This is a genomic window from Rossellomorea sp. LjRoot5, from assembly GCF_964253455.1.
GTDB lineage: Bacteria > Bacillota > Bacilli > Bacillales > Bacillaceae_B > Rossellomorea.
Genome location: NZ_CAXUQN020000001.1, coordinates 3,657,895 through 3,676,954, shown reverse-complemented (window position 1 = coordinate 3,676,954; position 19,060 = coordinate 3,657,895). Strand labels below are relative to the sequence as shown.

The 19,060-nt window shown below is 40.7% G+C and carries 18 protein-coding genes; 17 read left to right on the top strand and 1 reads right to left on the bottom strand.

The window, feature by feature from the left end; all coding sequences use genetic code 11:
* The first annotated feature begins 2 nt into the window (after nucleotides 1-2).
* From ACSQ2E_RS18830 to ACSQ2E_RS18815, 4 genes are all read left to right on the top strand, one after another.
* Nucleotides 3-1,679, top strand: a complete 1,677-nt coding sequence (locus ACSQ2E_RS18830; protein WP_435993071.1) for a glycoside hydrolase family 13 protein — start codon at nucleotides 3-5, stop codon at nucleotides 1,677-1,679.
* A 155-nt stretch (nucleotides 1,680-1,834) separates the two neighbouring features.
* The gene (locus ACSQ2E_RS18825; RefSeq protein WP_435993069.1) at nucleotides 1,835-2,902 is read left to right on the top strand and encodes a Gfo/Idh/MocA family protein; all 1,068 of its coding nucleotides are present in this window, start codon (nucleotides 1,835-1,837) and stop codon (nucleotides 2,900-2,902) included.
* A gap of 13 nt (nucleotides 2,903-2,915) precedes the next feature.
* Complete coding sequence (locus tag ACSQ2E_RS18820; RefSeq protein WP_435993067.1) at nucleotides 2,916-4,040, top strand: Gfo/Idh/MocA family protein; 1,125 nt, start codon at nucleotides 2,916-2,918, stop codon at nucleotides 4,038-4,040.
* A gap of 2 nt (nucleotides 4,041-4,042) precedes the next feature.
* Nucleotides 4,043-4,759, top strand: coding sequence for a ThuA domain-containing protein (locus ACSQ2E_RS18815; RefSeq protein WP_435993065.1), 717 nt, complete (start codon nucleotides 4,043-4,045; stop codon nucleotides 4,757-4,759).
* A gap of 103 nt (nucleotides 4,760-4,862) precedes the next feature.
* Here ACSQ2E_RS18815 and ACSQ2E_RS18810 read toward each other — a convergent pair whose 3' ends face one another.
* Nucleotides 4,863-5,750: a helix-turn-helix domain-containing protein gene (locus tag ACSQ2E_RS18810; RefSeq protein WP_435993063.1), complete on the bottom strand. Its 888-nt coding sequence runs from the start codon at nucleotides 5,748-5,750 to the stop codon at nucleotides 4,863-4,865.
* 169 nt (nucleotides 5,751-5,919) lie between these two features.
* Here ACSQ2E_RS18810 and ACSQ2E_RS18805 point away from each other — a divergent pair, with 169 nt between their 5' ends.
* The 13 genes from ACSQ2E_RS18805 (at nucleotide 5,920) to abc-f (ending at nucleotide 19,048) form a co-directional block, all read left to right on the top strand.
* Complete coding sequence (locus tag ACSQ2E_RS18805) at nucleotides 5,920-6,057, top strand: hypothetical protein (protein ID WP_435993062.1); 138 nt, start codon at nucleotides 5,920-5,922, stop codon at nucleotides 6,055-6,057.
* Nucleotides 6,058-6,134: 77 nt separating this feature from the next.
* Nucleotides 6,135-6,623: a hypothetical protein gene (locus tag ACSQ2E_RS18800; RefSeq protein ID WP_034761703.1), complete on the top strand. Its 489-nt coding sequence runs from the start codon at nucleotides 6,135-6,137 to the stop codon at nucleotides 6,621-6,623.
* The gene (locus ACSQ2E_RS18795) at nucleotides 6,620-7,720 is read left to right on the top strand and encodes a hypothetical protein (RefSeq protein WP_435993059.1); all 1,101 of its coding nucleotides are present in this window, start codon (nucleotides 6,620-6,622) and stop codon (nucleotides 7,718-7,720) included. The genes ACSQ2E_RS18800 and ACSQ2E_RS18795 overlap by 4 nt, the downstream gene beginning before the upstream one ends.
* Entirely contained in the window at nucleotides 7,710-8,690 is a 981-nt protein-coding gene (locus tag ACSQ2E_RS18790) for a radical SAM protein (RefSeq protein WP_435993057.1), read from the top strand. The genes ACSQ2E_RS18795 and ACSQ2E_RS18790 overlap by 11 nt, the downstream gene beginning before the upstream one ends.
* Nucleotides 8,691-8,774: 84 nt before the next feature.
* A complete protein-coding gene (locus ACSQ2E_RS18785; protein WP_435993055.1) occupies nucleotides 8,775-10,628 on the top strand; it encodes a hypothetical protein in 1,854 nt (617 codons plus the stop codon).
* The gene (locus ACSQ2E_RS18780; RefSeq protein ID WP_435993053.1) at nucleotides 10,625-11,842 is read left to right on the top strand and encodes an MFS transporter; all 1,218 of its coding nucleotides are present in this window, start codon (nucleotides 10,625-10,627) and stop codon (nucleotides 11,840-11,842) included. Before ACSQ2E_RS18785 ends, ACSQ2E_RS18780 begins: the two co-directional genes overlap by 4 nt.
* Nucleotides 11,826-13,040 carry a DegT/DnrJ/EryC1/StrS family aminotransferase gene (locus ACSQ2E_RS18775; RefSeq protein ID WP_435993051.1) on the top strand — a complete coding sequence of 405 codons (1,215 nt, stop codon included), beginning with the start codon at nucleotides 11,826-11,828 and terminating at the stop codon, nucleotides 13,038-13,040. Before ACSQ2E_RS18780 ends, ACSQ2E_RS18775 begins: the two co-directional genes overlap by 17 nt.
* 94 nt (nucleotides 13,041-13,134) lie before the next feature.
* Nucleotides 13,135-13,575: a hypothetical protein gene (locus ACSQ2E_RS18770; RefSeq protein WP_435993049.1), complete on the top strand. Its 441-nt coding sequence runs from the start codon at nucleotides 13,135-13,137 to the stop codon at nucleotides 13,573-13,575.
* Nucleotides 13,562-14,203, top strand: coding sequence for a hypothetical protein (locus ACSQ2E_RS18765; RefSeq protein WP_435993047.1), 642 nt, complete (start codon nucleotides 13,562-13,564; stop codon nucleotides 14,201-14,203). Before ACSQ2E_RS18770 ends, ACSQ2E_RS18765 begins: the two co-directional genes overlap by 14 nt.
* The gene (locus ACSQ2E_RS18760) at nucleotides 14,204-15,079 is read left to right on the top strand and encodes a hypothetical protein (RefSeq protein WP_435993045.1); all 876 of its coding nucleotides are present in this window, start codon (nucleotides 14,204-14,206) and stop codon (nucleotides 15,077-15,079) included.
* A gap of 25 nt (nucleotides 15,080-15,104) precedes the next feature.
* A complete protein-coding gene (locus tag ACSQ2E_RS18755) occupies nucleotides 15,105-15,680 on the top strand; it encodes a 4'-phosphopantetheinyl transferase family protein (RefSeq protein ID WP_435993043.1) in 576 nt (191 codons plus the stop codon).
* A 62-nt stretch (nucleotides 15,681-15,742) separates the two neighbouring features.
* Nucleotides 15,743-16,936 (top strand): PLP-dependent aminotransferase family protein, encoded by a 1,194-nt coding sequence (locus tag ACSQ2E_RS18750; RefSeq protein WP_435993041.1) that lies wholly within the window; start codon nucleotides 15,743-15,745, stop codon nucleotides 16,934-16,936.
* Between the two features lie 216 nt (nucleotides 16,937-17,152).
* Complete coding sequence (gene abc-f, locus ACSQ2E_RS18745) at nucleotides 17,153-19,048, top strand: ribosomal protection-like ABC-F family protein (RefSeq protein WP_435993039.1); 1,896 nt, start codon at nucleotides 17,153-17,155, stop codon at nucleotides 19,046-19,048.
* Nucleotides 19,049-19,060 lie beyond the last annotated feature (12 nt).

Sequence of the window (19,060 nt, the reverse complement as noted above, 5' to 3'; positions counted from 1 at the left end):
AAATGGAGAAAAAATGGTGGAAAGAAAGCGTCGTCTATCAAATTTATCCGAGAAGCTTCAAAGACAGTAACGGAGACGGGATCGGTGATTTACAAGGAATCATAAGCAAGCTGGATTACTTAAAAGAACTGGGAGTCGGTGTCATCTGGCTGTCCCCCGTCTATGAATCTCCCAATGATGATAATGGCTATGATATCAGCGATTACAAAGCGATCATGGACGAGTTCGGGACGATGGAAGACTGGGAAGAGTTATTGGGGGGTCTTCACAGCAGAGGAATGAAGCTGATGATGGATCTTGTGGTCAACCATTCATCTGATGAACATGCATGGTTCATCGAATCCCGGAAATCGAAAGACAACCGTTACAGGGATTATTACATCTGGCGTCCCGGCCAGGACGGAAATGAACCAAACAACTGGACGTCTTTCTTTAGTGGATCGGCCTGGGAGTATGATGAGGCCACGGATGAATATTTTCTCCACCTTTTCAGTAAAAAACAGCCGGACCTCAACTGGGAAAACCCTGTACTGAGAACTGAAATCTATGACATGATGAAATGGTGGCTGGATAAAGGGGTCGACGGATTCCGGATGGATGTCATCAACCTCATCTCCAAAGAGGACGGCCTCCCGAGTACACCAGGCGGAAAGAAATACGACTGGGGCGGAGAGTACTTCATGAACGGCCCCCGTGTACATGAGTATCTGCAAGAAATGAACAGGGAAGTACTCTCGAAATATGACATGATGACAGTCGGCGAATGTCCAGGGGCGTCCCCTGAGGATGCCGCCCGATATGCCAATGAAGAGGGTACGGAGCTTAACATGATCTTCACATTCGAACACATGGACCTGGATTCCGGTCCGGGCGGTAAATGGGATGTGAAGGACTGGTCACTGGCCGATCTGAAGCAGGTGATGAGCAAATGGCAGAAAGACCTTGAAGGCAGGGGCTGGAACAGTCTTTATCTCAATAATCATGATCAGCCAAGGATGGTCTCGAGGTTCGGGGACGATAAGGAATACCGCGTTGAATCTGCCAAGATGCTTGCTACGTTCCTTCATATGCTGCAGGGAACTCCTTACATCTATCAAGGGGAAGAGCTTGGGATGACGAACGTTGCATTCGACTCCCTTGAAGAGTACAACGATATTGAGATTCACAATATGTACCGTGAAAAAGTGACGGAGGGCGGAGAAGACCACAACACGATCATGGAAGACATCTATCGAAAAGGGAGGGATAATGCAAGGACGCCAATGCAATGGGATGACAGTGAACATGCCGGGTTTACAACCGGTACGCCGTGGCTGAAGGTCAATCCGAACTATAAGGAAATCAATGCAGAAAACGCGTTGAAAGATTCCTCATCCATTTATTATTACTACAAGGAATTGAACATCCTTCGTAAGGAACATGACATCATCGTTTATGGCACGTATGACCTTATCCTTGATGACCATGAGCAAATTTATGCCTATACCCGGACGCTCGGGGAAAATAAGCTGATCATCCTGTGTAACTTTACGTGGGAAGAAGCAGCCTTTACCTTGCCTGAAGATCTTCACTTTGAATCTTCATCTTTGCTGATTGGTAATTATGAAAATGATGATAATCATCTCGTGGAAAATGGGAAATTAAAGCCTTATGAAGCGAGAGTGTATAAATTAAACTAACAACTCAGAAAAAGCAGCCGGCGTGCTGCTTTTTTCTGTGAGAAAGTGTTTTATATACATGAATGAGTGTCATAAATTAAGCGCTTTCATTCTACCTATTCTTCTGAAGAGCTGTTGTCTATAAAATAGGAAGTAGAAGCAAAGGGGGAACAGATATGACAGTCAATAAAGTGATCAAGGTAGGACTGATCGGACTCGGAGGGATGGCGGATGCCCACCGGAGGATGATTTCCGAGTTGGATCAACTCCAATTAAGCGCGTTGTGCGATGTGAACGATGAACTCCTAAATAAAGTGGGAGAGGAAGAGGGGATTGGAGAAGAGAAGCGATTCAACAAGATGGAAGCGCTCATCCAGTATCCGACTGTGGATGCCGTGATTTCGATTGTGCCGAATGATTTGCATGCGAAAGTATTGGAGTTGTGCATCCGTCATCAGAAACCCATCATGGCAGAAAAGCCATTCACCTTGAATTTCAAGGAAGCGGAATTTCTGGCGGAACTGTATGAGAAGACACCGATTCCGTGCATGGTCGGGTTTTCTTACCGTTATATACCGGCCTTCAGATATGCTAAGAAGCTGCTGGAGGAAAACAAAATCGGTACCCTCCGTCATTTGGAAGTCCGCTATCTTCAATCGTTCGGCTCACCGATCTTTGATGTCCCATATTTATGGAGGTTCAATAAGGCGATTACCGGGACGGGAGCATTGGGTGATCTCGGTGCACACATGATCGACAGCGCCAGGTTCCTTGTCGGGGAATTCAAATCAGTATCTGCGTTAATGAGAACCTTTGTCCCGGAACGCAGGAACCCGGCAAGCTGTAATATGCACAAAGTGAAAGTGGACGATTATGTAAGCTTCCATGCTGTGCTGGAGCATGATGTGGTAGGGGCGTTCCTGACGACCAGGAACGCAATTGGTTCCGGGAATCAGCATGAAGTGACATTGTACGGGGATATTGGGACGATACACGTCAATTGTGAAAAACCGGATGAAGTCCTGCTCAGTTTGGTTGATGGTAATGACCTTCAAACAACGAAAGAGACCATGGAGATTCCTCCGGGCTACAGGCGTCAGCAGCTCGAAGATTTCATCGCTATAGTGACCGGCCAGGGGCACAAAGAAATCCCTGACTTCCATGATGGCTATCAGAATCAAAAAGTGCTGGAGCGAATTATCGAATCAGCCGAAAAAGGTCAGTCCGTAAACATAGACGAATAGAAAGGAGACGTTTATGAGTAATCAAAAAGTAAAGATTGGCGTCGCCGGTTCCGGTTCATTTGCGGATTTGTGGTATCTCCCAATTCTAAAGCGTCATCCCTCCGTCATCCTGGAAGCGATCTGCAGTCAAAATGGAACAAATGCAGAAAGGCTTGCTGCCAAATACGGCATCCCATCCAGCTACCGGTCCTACGAGGAAATGCTGGAAGAAGACATCGACGGCGTTTGCATCGTGACCCCCAACTCCAGTCATCATGATCTTGCCTTACTGGCTGCAGAAAAACGTATTCATGTTATGTGTGAAAAACCATTAGCTATGGATACCAGAGAGGCAAAAGCGATGTGGGAAACGGCAGAACGAAACAGCATCACCCATGGAGTGAATTTCACGTATCGGGAGAACCCTGCCGTCCTCCGGTTAAAAGAACTGATAGAGGATGGATTAATAGGTAAGGTGTATGAAGGAAAGTTCGAGTATTCGGGTGATTACGGGTTATCAGGTCCACCGGGTTGGCGCAGCACGCATTCATCGGGAGGAAGGGGCGGTGTGCTCGCTGACCTGGGTTCCCATCTCATCGATGCAGTCCACTATATCCTTGGAGAAGAAATAGAGCACGTTTCCGCTTCCCTATCATGTCTGGAGGACGGCAGGCTGGAAAGGTTCAGTGAATCAGTAGATAAGGATCGCGCTGCTGATTCTGCCTTCTTCCATGTTTCGTTTCCGTCAGGAGTCCAGGGATCCTTTTATACAAGCTGGGTTTCAACCCAGGGAAATCGGAACCAGACAATCGAGCTGACGTTCAAAGGAGAGAAAGGAGCGTTGCAGCTTCTATCAAGTGAACTAGGGATAAGACTCAGGTATGCACCATTAAAAGGTCCTTGGCAGGAAATTAAAGTGGAAAACAGTGTGCTGTGGAACGATGCGGCCGAGCCTTCTGAAGAACGTTTTCGCCCATGGCGTCTAACGAATAGAAACGAAATATGGAAATGGGTGGACGCCATTCTCGATAAAAAAGGTAGGGACAGGCCGACATTCAGAGACGGCTATGTCGTCCAGCGGGTGATTGATTCCGTTCTCTTATCCAATACATTACGAAAAGAAGTAGTCGTAAAAGAACTTGAAAAAATGGAGGAATGACAATGATCAACGTGACAATTTGGAATGAATATCGACACGAACAAACGAATCCGGCTGTACAGGAGATCTATCCTGCCGGCATCCATCAGGCTCTTGCTGGTTTCCTGCAGGAAGAGTTCAGGGTGAAGACGGCCACGCTTGATGAAGCAGAGCACGGATTGACAGACGAAATCCTCAACGAAACCGATGTACTGATCTGGTGGGGACATATCGCCCATGATGAAGTAAGCGACCACATTGTAGAGAAAGTAAAAGAACGCATCCTTGATGGAATGGGATTCATTCCACTGCATTCAGCCCATAATTCGAAGGTCTTCAAGGTACTGATGGGTACCAGGACGGGAGAACTCAAGTGGAGGGAAGCCGATGACACAGAAAGACTGTGGGTCGTGCAGGAAGGTCATCCCATCGTGAACGGCATACCAGAAGTCATCGAACTCGAGAAAGAAGAAATGTACGGCGAACGGTTTGGCATCCCGAAGCCTGACGAACTCATCTTCATCAGCTGGTTCTCGGGAGGAGAAGTGTTCAGAAGCGGCTGTACATACCGGCGCGGAAGAGGGAAGATCTTTTACTTTAGACCGGGGCATGAGACGTATCCGACGTATTATAACAAGGATATACAGCAGGTGATCAGGAATGCTGTGTTGTGGGCGTGTCCTGAGCAGGGTTCTCCGGTTCTTAAGTTGGGGAATGTGGAGCCGTTGGAGAGCAGGTAATATTGATGAGAGAGCCAAGGGGGACCTTGGCTCTCTCAATTTTTTAATGGGTGATGCTTAATTAATCCATTAAAGGATAATACGGTGGGCTCGAAAATATAAATCACTTCATTTTAGACGAAGCCTCTAGTTCTTTTAAGTGTAAATCGACCAGGTTTAACAACCTTTCATTTGATTCCAACTGATATATCATACGAGAACGATTAAAATTTTCTGAAGAATTTTGGTAATCATTTAGAAGTTTATAATTTAAGCCCATTTGGAAATATAAGTCCCCCTTTAGATAAAGAAGACTGTGTTTTTCAGTTAAGCGAATCCCCTTTTGGCAAGCCTTGATTGACTCCAGAAAGTCTTCATTATCTCTTAATGCTCTAGAGTAATTATAATAAAGACGGATGGGGACAAATTTATTCTGGATATTCGAAAGGTAGGCAAGATATTCTAATGCGTCTTTATAAACGATCATAGCTTCACTGATTTTTTTATTATCAGTTAAAATATTCCCTTTACTTATTAAAATTTCAATTTCTCTCTCGGAATGGATTTTTCGATCAAGCGAGGTTAAATTTAATGCCTGATCTAAGTATGTAAGGGATCTCGAAAAATTTTTGTCCTCATAATAACTACAGATAGCTTCGTGCCATACGAAGAACTGTTGTAACTTATTATCTGAAAAAAGTTTATTGTCTTTTTCTGACTTTATTATTTCCCGTACCAACTTATAATCCCTCTTGCTTACAGCTTCCCTGATCTGTGAAAAGGTTTCTACAGTATATTCATGTCTAGGTGTGTTTGATGTATCTAGTAAAAATGATATATCGATACATAATCGATCTGCTAATTTTATTAAGATGTCTGCTGAGGGAAAAACATTCCCTTTTTCAATCTTGCTAATAAAAGCTTGAGAACATATGTTTTTTGATATGTCCTTCTGAGATAATGCGTATTTTTCCCTCAATTCTTTGATTCTATCACCTAAATAGTTGACCAAATGTACCCACTCCTATTTACACATATAACTATATTTATACAGGTCGGAAAATTAAGAAGATTATGAGCATTTTTTGCTGGTTAATTATATTATAACAGATTAAATGAGGAATACTTTCCAAATTAAACTTTGCTAACATACAACTATACTAAGTTTAGGGGGAATTAAATTGAAAAAAGCACTACTGTGTTTAATGGTAATTTTGACAACTGTATCTGGTTATGAGTTGAAAAATCTCAATCAACATGTTGAGGTGGCGTCTGAAGATGATCCTGGTGCTATGCATTCAATTGAATTGAAAAGTTAATTTAATCCATTTCGATAAGCATAAAGTAATAATTCATTTGTTTTGAACTAATCTACATATTTATAGGGGGAAATACATTGAAAATTTTTCTTGGCACACCCATCACTTGCTTGTTAGATCAGAATAATGCGTTCACTAACCAAAATAAAAGTAATTTACAGTACATCATTGATTTCTTGCGAAAGGATGATACGAATGTATTCTGTGCAATAGAAAGGGAGAAATGGGGAGAGGAATTACTTTCAGGCGAGGAATGTACTTGGTTAGACCATAAAGAGATGCTTGATACGGATGTCTTTATTGCCATTCCTAACCAAAGTTACGGAGTATATGTTGAAGTTGGATGGGCAAGTGCACTAAATAAAAACATCGTGCTACTCATTAATGAGAAATTTGGCATTAAGTCTCCTCTGTTAGAAGGGCTGGATAAGTTAACGAATGTGAAAACAATAAAGTACAGGTGTGAAGAGGATTTCCCAAGTAAGGACATTTGGGAAGAAGTGATATATCCACAATTGAAAAAGGAAATTGAGATTTCCGATCAAGTTCAACTGGTGGAAGCATGAAATTAGCATTCATTACGACCAATTTTGGATTTGGCCCTGTTTCAAAAACCAACTACATTATCAAAGCGTTGAGGAAGAAATCTCCACAGTCCACTATAGATTTCTTCGGTTCAGGAGTGTCCAGGGATTTCATACTAAATAATAGCCCTGTAGATCATGTGTATGAATGGGAGTCCCAAGATGGAATCGCTACACTTGCTGAGGCAATCAAAGAGTACGATTATGTAGTGAATGTAATGGAAATGGATGTTTTACCACATTGGAAAAAGGAATTTCCCCGCATGATTTTGGTGGATAGTCTGAATTGGATGTGGGATGAGCTTCCAAAAGGGATTGAGAATGTGAGTGAATATTATATTCAAGACTTCTTGTTGGACCAAAAGAATATAAACAAAGAAATAGTAGACACATACATAATAAATCCAATAACGATCATAAATGCTACACATTGCGAAGAAGAAGACTGGATGCTAGTGAACTATTCGGGAATGTGCAACCCCTTTACAAGTCCTGATTTTTTCAGCCGGTACTCTAAATCCCTTACTAAGATCATTTTGGAAGAGTATCATGATAAATTCGAAAGAATCGTGTTCACAACGAACACTTATTTAGCAGCAGAGTTGCAGGTTGAATTTATTGAATATTCGAATATTTATTTCAAGTGCCTTCCTCATGATGAATTTATTGAGTTGATGAGTAAATCTAGACTTGTGTTAACGACTCCAGGGATTACAGCCACATTGGAAGGAAGGATCCTGGGGAAGAGGATGGGATACTTACTACCATCGAATTATAGTCAGGTGTTACTAAGTGAAAAATACTCTGCCCTCAATCCTGATAGTAAGACGATGAAGCTCGAAGACTTTAATGATTCATTTGCTATATCTAAAGAATTGCCTGAGTCAATCGCTGTTCCAATGGTCAATGAACGGATAGCGAAAATTCTTGAAGAATATGATCAAGAATTAAGAAAGATGGTTAAATACGTAGCCGATACAGCAGTCCCATATGAAAAACAATCGATCGAGCCTCTTGGACAAGAGCAAATGGTGAATATACTGCTCAAAAAGGAAAGGGGATATCAATATGAACATTAAGTATTTATTCATTCGGATACTGGAATCATGTAATGCCGGATGCTGGTTTTGTGGTTTTGCCAAGTCGGGTGACTCATACAGACTGAGTCTGGAAGAGTATCAGAAGATCATAGAAGAGGCCAAAAAAGCTGGCGTGGAATATGTGAGATTTACAGGGGGAGAAACCCTTCTCCACAACAATCTTGTGGATTTTGTAAGGATTGCTAATGAAAATGGTTTGAAAACCTCTCTTATAACCAATGGATTTCTCCTTGAGAAAAAAATTGATGAATTAAGTAAGAATGGTCTAAATCAAGTGATTGTAAGCTTAGATGAAGTGGATCAAAAGCACAATGATATCAGACTTTTACCTAGGCTGTTCGAGAGGGCATTAAAAGGATTGGAAAAGGCAAAGAAACTTGGTGTGCAGACACGCGTTAACACGGTTTGTGGTCCCCATAACTATAAATCCATGCCTGAATTACAGTCCATTTTCACAGAAGCAGGGGTTAATTATTGGGAGCTATCCGCCCTGAAACTAGACGAGAGAATCATCTATGAAGATGGGATTGATGAAGTAAATGATATCCTCGAAAAAGTGTATGTAAACGGGGAAAGTGAGGGGAGACTCGTCCCATTCGGTAAATATTGGTGTGGTAATACGGAGGAAGAGCAGACGAATTACTTTGAACATTCGCTACCTCCGCGGGCCACAGGTAAGTGCCACATGGTGAATTTGGTTAGGTATTATGATGCAAAAAATAGGAACTTATACGTGTGTAGTCTATTACCTCATAGAGGGTTGTCCAAAAAATATTATCGCTCGTTTGATTCAATGGAAGAATTTAGCTTAACGGATGATAAGACACAAGAAGTAGCGAACTATTTTTATCATAATGGACCATCGATATGTCACGGCTGTTCGTCCACGGCTTCCGGGTGCAGTGACATGCTATCCGAAGGTAAAAAAGAATTTGAATTTATGTATTGATCTCCTGTTGTAGAAGAAAGAGAGAGAAAATGCGGATACTCTATGGGCACAGAAATGAGAAAGTTATAGAAAAGGGGTATTGCTGTGGAATTACTGAAATCAGAACTACTGGAAACATATACAGACGAACAGACATATATGCAAGCAATGGAAGAGTTTGTAGGGGAGGCCGATCCAACGGTTATTCCAGTATTCGTAAAGGGTCGGAATGATCTTGAGGAAAGCATTCGTTTATCCCGATCCCTATATGATGAAAGAAAAAACCCTAACAAAGTAGATGTGGGAATTCGATTATCTCCTCATGAAGATATCGAGATGTTTTCATCACTCGAAAGCAGCTTCGCTGATAACTGGTATGAACTTAAAGACCTGATTGATTTAGACCTCGAAAAAAAATCCGTTGTGGTTATGGGATTGTATAAGGATTTTAAATACGACAATCTTAAAAGATTCATATTTAAATGTTATCAGGAAAAAATACAGGTTTCTTACCTCATTGGAAGAGATACAAGTTCCCTATCCTGGTTGTGTGCCAAGCAATTTCTGAAAGAATCAAAGGGCATGGATAATGGCCTTTTAACTCACAGGAAAATCAATCAAAGCTTAAAAACCGAAATGATCAATATTGCTGAAGAGTTATTGATTTACGACAAAGCTATAGTCAAGAAGCACGATATGCAATTAGAGCTTTTGGAAAACAATTGGAGTAAGCTGATTCTTCACGGACACGGGAAAGAGGACAATATCAACTTTGAGGATTATACCATCTGTGGGAGAAATGATGAGGTAGTAAACAAACACAATATCTTTCCAAGATGCGGGTATTGTGAGCAATCGTGCTTTAAAGATGATCAGAAACTGATCCCACTAAACAGAGTAAAGGCAGCGAATGTGATCATGGCCTCTTGTAATAATGGACCATTCGCCGATATGGCGCTGTACGATGATAAGTTCAATTTATTGTTGAATGCGATAGACAGCCCTGCCCAGAATATTACAGCTGCGGTAACGATTCAGGACTCCGATTTATTGGAGTTGAAAAGGTTAGTCGATTTCACCAATCCTAATTGGAACCCTGCCAGAATCATAAACGATTCCCTGGATTATATGCAGCCGTTCCCAAGTATGATTGAAGTTGGATTACCGGTTACGAAAGACACAATCGATATTGACATCATTGAGCCCAGTAATCGGATTATCAGAACGTTAGAAAGAGCCCAAAAATATTATACGAACGATTTCATAGATGAAAATCATTCATTGAAGAAATTATTGCCTAATTTCATTAATAAAGGTAATCAGTATGTATTGAGGGGGCAGTATGGTCTCGATGCCAAAGAGAAGCGTCAAATAGAAAATAATTGGAAACAGAAAATTCAAGCTCTTAATGATATTATCGCCAATACGATTATGGAAGATCCAGATGACCCTATCATGGAATTCGATGGATACAACGTATATCGTTCAAAGGTAGATGTTGAAACGATCCATCCCCATCTATGTAATTGTGGACAGGAAGGATTGTCATATTTCTACAAAGGACATAGCTCCCAAACCTTTGATCTGAAAATGGAATTCTGCTTCCGATGTGGGGATAAAAGCATTGGAATGGCTGGTGGGCCAAAAATCGCCGTCGATGTAACTCCAGACTTTAAAGTAGGGGAGCGGATCAAAGGGGTATGCACCATTACTCCGGAAGAAGAGGGAGAAATCATGGTTGGGTGGTTCGTACCCAATTATATTAAAGAGCATCTGATTGGTGAGCCGACCTTGAAGAGATTTAAGAATAAGAGTAAAGAAGCGTTTGAAGTGGAATTAGAGTTTGAATTTAGAAATGATATTCCTGCTCAAGGATACTATTTCACGGTCTTCACTGTACAAAACTTAGGCATAACCATCAATCGTCACTTCTTTACATTAGAAGGGAAGGTTATATGAAATCGTTAGTATTTAAATACAATTCATATTACTTCTTATCTAATCTAGTGTTCCAAAAAGGGATTTTCATGTTATTCCTAACCACCCAAAGAGGGTTGGATAATTCCGAGATCGCTATTTTACAAATGAGTCTCCTGGGCGGGATGTTTTTAAGTGAAGTTCCTACAGGGATCTTAGGTGATCGGTTTGGTCGGAAATTCAGTGTTGTGACCGGACTAACCTTATTAACACTTTCATCCTTAGGATTTATAATGTTTGAACATTTTTGGGTCTTGGCGATTCTTTTCTTCTTGGAAGGGTTGGGGATGTCTTTTATTTCCGGGTCAGATCAATCACTTCTCTACGATAATCTGAAGAAGATGGATGAAGAAGAGCAGTTTCTGAAAACGATGAGCAACTCTTTAGCCCTGTCCTATATTTCGTTGGCGATTGCTTCCATTGTTGGAGGTGCCATTCAGGGGGTATCCTGGAATCTTGTTTATGGCTTGAGTTCAATCGCGATCCTGGGATCTATCGTATTCTTCTTATCCATCAAAGAGCTATCAGTTAATGAAACTGAAAGTATAGACACGCTAACTAAGAAAGTGATTTCTCAGAAGAAGAATATTATTAGCGAAACCTCTCAATATTTTAAAAGTTATGAGGGGCGTAAAATTCTTCTGGTATTCATCCTTCTTGGGGCATTCGAAGCAACTTGTATGTCGTATTTCATGTTTTCACAGCAATTCTTCCATATGTTAGGGCTGAATGTGTTTGTGATTTCACTTGTCTTTATGGGAGGGAGACTCTTTTCAGGGTTCAGTTATTTTATCGCTCCGAAATTGGCCAATAAATTCTCTTCCAGAAAAGTCATTGTGTCTACCATGTTAGGTACGTCTTTCGTGCTTATATTAAATATTTTTGACCTTAGTTTCTACTATTATATCTCGTTTGTAGCTATTGTGATATTCCCGTATATTTCAAATGTTCTGAACGTGAATTTTATTCATAGTAAAATACCGTCACTTACAAGGGCAAGCATCATGTCCGTTGGTTCCATGATTGGAAGTGTTAGTCTGGGGTTGTCCTATCTGATGATCGGATTTTTATTGGATGTGACTTCATTAAATATCACCACTGCGACTATAGGATTGATAAATCTAGCAACAGCACTGTTATATATTAATAAAACTAAACGTATGGATTGGGGACAGATAAATGATAAAGCAGCTTAATGAAGTAAAAGATATAAAGCAGCCAAATGAAGTAAAAGAAAACATGGATCTAGTTATCAATAGTGGGAAGGATCCTATTCCATTACCCTATGAAGATACAGGGATATGCACCGATGCTGCAGACAAAGTAGCTGATATCGTAAGAAGTGGTAGAACGTCTTATTGGGGGGGAGGACCAGTAGCCAAGAAATTAGAAGAACGTTTTGCTAATGTAATTGGAAAGAACGGTGCGTTTTTTCATAACTCCGGCAGTGCGGCATTAGTGACCGGATTAAGAGCATTGGATTTGAATGAAGGGGATAAAGTGGCAATAAGTTCTTCAGGCTTCATCTCTTCCCTTAATGCCGTATATCATTCCAAGACGCGGCCGGTATTCATTCCTACAGACAGAAAAACCCTGATGAGTCATTATCCGGAAGGCTATACAATCCCAGAAGACATCAAAGTTGCCCTTATCACTCATTTCTTTGGGAATGTAGTTGATATTGACCATATTATGGAAAAGACACAGGCAAAATATTTACTAGAAGATGCAAGCCAGGCATTAGGAAGTAAACTGGACGGTACCTATGTGGGATTCAGGGGAGATGTGTCAACCTTTGCAGGATCAAATAGGAAGCTGTTCGGAGCGGGACAAGGCGGAATGAATGTTTACGATGATCCTGAAATCGGAACGAGAATGCGAACCATCGGCCACCATGGGAAAAGTGATAATGTTTGGTCCGTTACACCAGGTTATAACTTCAGAGGTGGAGAAATGGAAGCGGTTCTGGGGCATGCGTCGTTGGATGTCATGCAAGAAAAGATCATTCTGCGAAATAAATCGGCCAATCGCTTCTCAAGTATATTGAAAGAAGCAGGAATTGAAGTGGCAGAGCCTCACAAACACTTGGATTGTGAAGTGGTATGGTTCGATACAGCGGTGATATTGCCTGAGAATTGGACGAAGGATGACAGAGATTGGTTAGTGGAAGCCCTTAATATGGAAGGTGTTCCAGCATGGGTTTATCCGTCCCTGATCGAAACCCCTTGGGTTAAGACATGGATGGAGAAAGAGAATTGGTGGGGAGAGGAAGAAGAAGCGTTATTAAAGTCTGAAAAAGAACTTTGGGACAGAGTGTTTGTAGTCGGAACTCAAATGAGTGAAGAAGACTCGGCACGTTGTGCAGTAAAAGTGTGTGAACTTCTAACAAAATAAACGACTAAATATAAGCAGGGTAACTGAATAGAATGATAGAGATTCTATATGGAGCTCTGCTTTTTCTTATGTAGTCCTTAAATGGGGTGACTTCTTGAAAACGAAAAGCTTATCAGAGGCTGTATTGGAATGGTTGGAAGAGAAAAGTCACAAAAAAGTGAGCCATGACGATATTCTATATGGCGAATTGATCAATTCTCTTCAACTGTTAGAACTGATAACATTTATTGAAATGGATCAAGGGGTCCATATTCAGCTGACACATTTACCACCTTCATCCTTTAGAACGGTCAGGGATTTACTTTCTACAGTAAATGAATCTACTCAACAAGATTTGGTAAGACACTGGTATGTAGTCAGAACCGACAAAGATTTAATCGAATTTAGGATGTGGATAGAATTTCAGTTTGATCGAAACATTGCATTTAAACTAACTGAAAATGAAATTTTATTAGGAATTCCGGCAAACATTCAGAATTACAGTCAAGTAATGACAAAAATAGAAAAAGAGGTCGACTATATTGATAGATATTAAATCAACCAAATCTGGCGCTCTCTTTGTTTGTGGAGAAGGAGCAAAACAACTGGCAAGCCTGAAAAAAGAAATAGAAGATACTCTTAGCCAATTAGACTATACAAGTTTGTGGCTGCCTTCACTGGTGCAGGATTCATTTTTTCATCCGCAAAATGTCGATTCTGGACATAAAGAAGGGACTCTCGTCCATGCTGCATGTCTTCCATTTTTTGATGAGGTGGAAAATTATACAGACAATATTTATTTTGGCTTTAATCGCGTACATCGGTTGGAGCCCTTGCGAAACTTGAATAAGCAAACAAGAATGGAATCATTCGAAGTGGCTGAAGTGATCATCACGGGTTCTAAGGAATATACAGCCACTAAATACATAGAGGTGAAAGAGCTTCTAACCACCTTTTTAAGTAGATATACAGAAGGGGAATGGACCAAAGCGGATGATTCCTTTATTCAAAAATATGAAAAAGAAGAATGGATAGTAGGAAGTGGAGGCAACAAAGTATCCATTGCTTCAGCAAACAAACACGGAGAGCACTTTTCTGCGAAGAAGAAGGTAGAAGGAGTCTCTTGCTGCTTTGGTATAGGAATAGAGCGATTGTATGAATCGATTAATAGAGGTGAAGGTTGAATGAGTCCATTAACAAGAGAATATCCACCTGGTGCTAGGAAAGCCATGGAACTAAAAGAGGGGAACCCAAGTGCCTGGCTGGAACAGGGGATCCTTCCTTTGTCCAGGGAGTGGGAAGAGAAGCTGGAATCCCTGACCCAAATCGCTGTTGGGGGGTATAATCTGCCCCAAGAATCTGTTAAACGCGTCATAGGTGGGGTATGTATCTACAAAAGTAATGGAGAGTATGACCAACTACCATTATCATTCCTATGGGAAATACTGGTGGTGGCCATGTTTGCCAAGAAATTCAAGGTGGAAGGCTTAATACTAGTTCCAATCATGGAGGAGTCCCATAACTATCCATCTTATGAAGCTCATTATCAAACGTTATCATCAAAAATCAGTCGTTTAGTTGATCAGCTTTCTGAGTTCCTGGGAGTCCACCTTTCTGCAACGCATGCGAATCATCTCTTCGGTGGAGAAATCAGTAAAAGGAAATTATACGGGTTGTTTCAACCATATTCCGATAACCCTAAGTTAAAGCTATACCCTATGGGGGCTTCTAACGAAGACCAAATCTTGAAGGGATATGAAAGCTATTGTTTACGATATAGATATCCAGCGGGAGATGTCGAGAAAGAAGATCTTATTGTAGACGGCGTGCATTTATCGCAATCGGTCATATTAGGCATTGAAAAACAGGCTGCATATATCCCTACATTACCTATCCTTTCTCTTGAGGCAAACGAAAACTGCTTCATGGTCGACAGTAAGAATGTACCGACTATGTATGATGACGTTTCCTTTGAAAACGTCGAGGAATGGAATTCATTGATTGAAGAAAATTTAGGGTTCCGCTTTGAAGAGATAGTGAAATTTGTCCAATCATTATAACCGAACAATAAACGAGGGGCAGCTAATGATTGAGCTTTACATATTTAATACCTCCACATTCGAAAGCCATATAACAAGCACTTGCCTAAGCCTAAGCAAGCGGTCAACCTTATCTGTTTTATCACATGATATAACTCGATTCCTCATCTCCCGAAAAGTGAATATGAATCCAAGGGAAATAAAGATAGAAGAAGATAAATACGGGAAAAAATTCGTTGACGAAAAAGTAGGGGTTCACTTCAACATTTCCTACTCGGGTGATTGGATGTTGATTGGGATGTCACGTTCCCCAATTGGAGTAGACATAGAAAGAATACGAACCATAGACTATAGGAATATTTCCAGGCACTTTAGTTTATGTGAGCAGCACTACATTCATAGTATCAATCAAAGTGTAGCAGAAAGAGAGTTTTTCAGGATCTGGACAGGTAAGGAAAGCTTTGTGAAATATATGGGTGCGGGCCTGAAGATGCCGCTTTATTCTTTTTCCATTCCAACAGAACCAGGCTTAGGCTATGTTGATACAGGGTGTGAGGACATAAAGCCACGGTTGCTCTCTTTTGAATTAGGAGGAGAGTATGCTATCAGTGTATGTTTCTAGAAGAAGTTGTGATGTGGGAGAGGAATAGAACAATGGTTAGAAAGGGACGGAGGACATAAAGGATGGTGAAGATTTCCAATAAGGCAGAACAGACGTTGAAACAAGTCAATCCCGTTAATGAGCTTCTTAATGTTACCGAGGGGGTAATTTCTTTCGCTGGAGGATTGCCATCCTCAGAATTAGTGAATCATCATAACTATGTAGAAATCTTGAATCGTGCCTGTCTCGATGTGAACCAATCCATCTTCCAATACGGTCAAATTGAAGGAGACAGGGAGCTTAGGGAATTAATAAGCGAATGGGTTGAACGGTATGGGATCAACACGAGCGATTCGGAGGTCATGATTACTTCCGGTGGCACACAGGCGATTGAACTAATGACTGAATTCTTCATTGATCCAGGTGATTATATATTTGTGGATCAATACTCCTTTGTGTCAGCCCTCGAGATATTTAAAAGCTATAAAGCGGAAGTGATTCCAGTAGAATCAGATGAAGATGGGATCATCATAGAATGTTTAGAAGAGAAACTAAAGAAATACCACCCAAAGTTTCTCTATATTGTGACGAATTATAATAATCCTACAGGCTATTCTTTAAGTAAGGACAGACGCAGGAAGATGGTAGATATCATGAATGAATTCGATATCACCATCATTGAGGACGACCCTTATATCGAATTAAACTATGATGCCCCATTTATCAAGCCGATTAAATCATCCGGTCATCCGAATGTCATCTATCTTTCAAGTTTTTCAAAAATCATCTCCCCTGGACTGAGGGTAGGCTATATCATTGCACATGAGGACATAATCCGGAAAGTCATGAAATTAAAAGAGAATAAAGATGTTCACACGAGTAATTTATCGCAATTTGTGGTCCGGGAAATAGTAAAAGATCATTTTGAAACGTATTTAGATACATTGAGGAGACAATATAAAGCCAAAAGAGAGACCATGCAGCATTATTTAGATTTATATTTACATACGAATGTTGAGTATCGGTCCCCAAAGGGTGGTATGTTTCTTTGGGTATTATTGAAAGAGGAAATCAATGTAACAGAGCTTTTGAATTTCACTCTGAAAAGAGGCGTCACCTTTATTCCGGGGTCCGTCTTTTGTCCAGAATATAATGAGGGCTCAGGAAATTATATAAGGTTGAATTTTACAAACCCGGATCATGCCCAGATAAAGACAGGGATTGAACGGGTTGGGGAATGTATAAAGAATATGCAAGATTCCATCGTCACCATATAGAGTGGTTGTAGGTACTGGTATTGGAGTAATAAACAGAATATTTCGTTATAAAATGGAGAATGAGTGAATCAAAGTGACAGAAGTGAATGGATGGATGACAATGCAACTGGCTACGAGACGATGCTACTTACACAGCCATTAAGAAAGTATGTCCAACAAGACCAAGAAATAATGAGGCAGGAATGAAACATTCTCCTCAATGCTGGGGGTAAAAGAATGATTATATGCAGTGGAAGAGAAGTCAGTAAGATGTATGGAGGCTCAATCGTTCTAAATGATTTAGCCTTTGATATTTATTCCGGAGACCGTATTGGGGTTGTTGGAAGTAATGGGTCAGGAAAAACAACCTTATTCAAACTTCTGTCAGGGCATGATAAACAAGATAGTGGAGAAATACATTGGAAGAAAAACATTAAAGTAGGCTATCTTGAACAAATCCCGAATTTCTCCTCGATTATAACCGGCAGAGGGGTTTTGGAACTAGCTTTCAAGGATTTGATTGAAATCCAGGCGGAGATGAAAGTATTAGAAACGAAAATGAAGGATGAGGCGGATGCCCAGGCATTGAACATAATCATGAAGAGATACGGCACGATCCAGGACGAATTCGCGTTGAAAGACGGATATGAAATGGAAGCCAAGATTGAGTACATATCAAACGGACTTAACATACAAAATTTATTGAATAAGAATTTCCATGATCTAAGTGGAGGTGAAAAGACCAAGGTTTGTTTAGGTCTTTCCCTATTACAGAATCCGGATATCTTCCTATTGGATGAGCCCACCAATCACCTTGATATTGGATCAGTAGAATGGTTAAGTACTTATTTGAAGAGTTATGAAGGCACCATAATTGTCATTTCGCATGACCGGTATTTCCTAGATGAAATCAATACTAAAATATTTGATATGGAGGGTGGGGAACTAACCGTCTATCACTCCAATTATTCACGATTTGTCATAGAGAAGGAACAAAGGCTACTGAAAGAGTTTGAAAGCTATAAATTGCAGCAACAGAAGATAAAGAAAATGAAACAAACGATTAAAACCCTTAAAGAATGGGCAAACAGAGCCAATCCTCCCAATGCCAATATGCATAGAAGAGCGAAAAGTATGGAAAAGGCTCTAGAAAGAATGGAGAAAATCGATCGGCCCCAGTTGAACAGGAGGAAAATGGAGCTTACATTAGACCATAGTGACAGAAGCGGGACTGACGTGATGGTGATGGAGAATGTTTCAAAGAAATACGACGACAAGGTCATAGTAAACGACGGAAACATGAGTTTACGTTATCAAGACAAAATGGTATTGCTGGGGAACAATGGAGTGGGGAAATCCACGATCCTTAAAATGATAATGGGCGAGATTCCCCCTGATAAAGGAAAGGTTGCGATTGGAAGTAATGTCAAGATTGGGTATCTTTCTCAAGGAGAATTATTCCCTGATTCAGGAAACAAGGTATTGGAATCCTTCAGGGAAAATGTATCCGTTACAGAAGGAGAAGCCAGGAATATTCTAGCCAAATTCTTATTCTATGGTCATGCCGTGTTTAAAAAAGTTTCACAACTAAGCGGCGGTGAACGAATGAGGCTTAGGCTGGCCCAATTGATGCATCAAGATCTAAACTTCCTGGTGATGGATGAGCCGACCAATCACCTGGATATAGAGTCAAGGGAAGTGCTGGAAGAAGCTCTGAGTGAGTTTAACGGGACCATATTGGCGGTATCTCATGATCGCTATTTCATAAACAAGTTATTTGATAAAGTGTATTGGATTCAGAATGGTAGACTAACATTCTTTGAGGGTAACTATGATTCCGTAAAGGATAAGATCTTAGCGAAGGAAATGGATGCAAAACAACCGTTGGAAAAAGTGGAAAAAAAGAATATCCATACTGATGAGAAAAAGAAAGACCATCATCCAGTAGTTGGTTTGGATCAATTGGAACAGGAATTGATAGAGCTGGAACGCCAGATGGATGACATCGATGAAAGGATGTTTCATGAGAAAGATGTAACGATGCTCGAGCGATTATTCAATGAAAAAGTCGAATATGAACACGCGAAAGATCAAATTTATCAAAAGTTAGAGTCGATGATGAATGTTGGATAATATCGCAGGTTG